General features: G+C 56.7%; 1 protein-coding gene. It reads left to right on the forward strand.

The annotated features are described in order from the left end of the window. Nucleotides 1–76: 76 nt before the first annotated feature. Nucleotides 77–284, forward strand: a 208-nt coding sequence (locus SB765_RS29045) for a flavoprotein (RefSeq protein ID WP_410932407.1), incomplete at its 3' end; no start/stop codon positions are given.

A 284-nucleotide genomic window follows, 5' to 3' on the forward strand; every position in this document is an offset into this window, starting at 1 on the left:
GGCGCATCCGCGCTTTTGTGATAAAGTCCGTGCATTCGCCGCCGCGAGCGGCAGAGAGCTTAGTGAGGCCAACATCATGATGGGATTAGCCGGCAAAAAAATTCTTCTTGGCGTGAGCGGCGGTATTGCTGCTTATAAAGCACCTGAGCTGGTGCGCCGCCTGCGCGATCGCGGTGCTGATGTCCGCGTGATGATGACAGAGGGTGCGAAAGCATTTATTACTCCGCTCAGCCTGCAGGCTGTCTCCGGCTATCCGGTATTTGACGATCTGCTTGATCCGGCAG

Origin of the sequence: Pseudomonas sp. SIMBA_067, assembly GCF_046534675.1 — a bacterium.
GTDB classification, from domain to species: domain Bacteria; phylum Pseudomonadota; class Gammaproteobacteria; order Pseudomonadales; family Pseudomonadaceae; genus Aquipseudomonas; species Aquipseudomonas putida.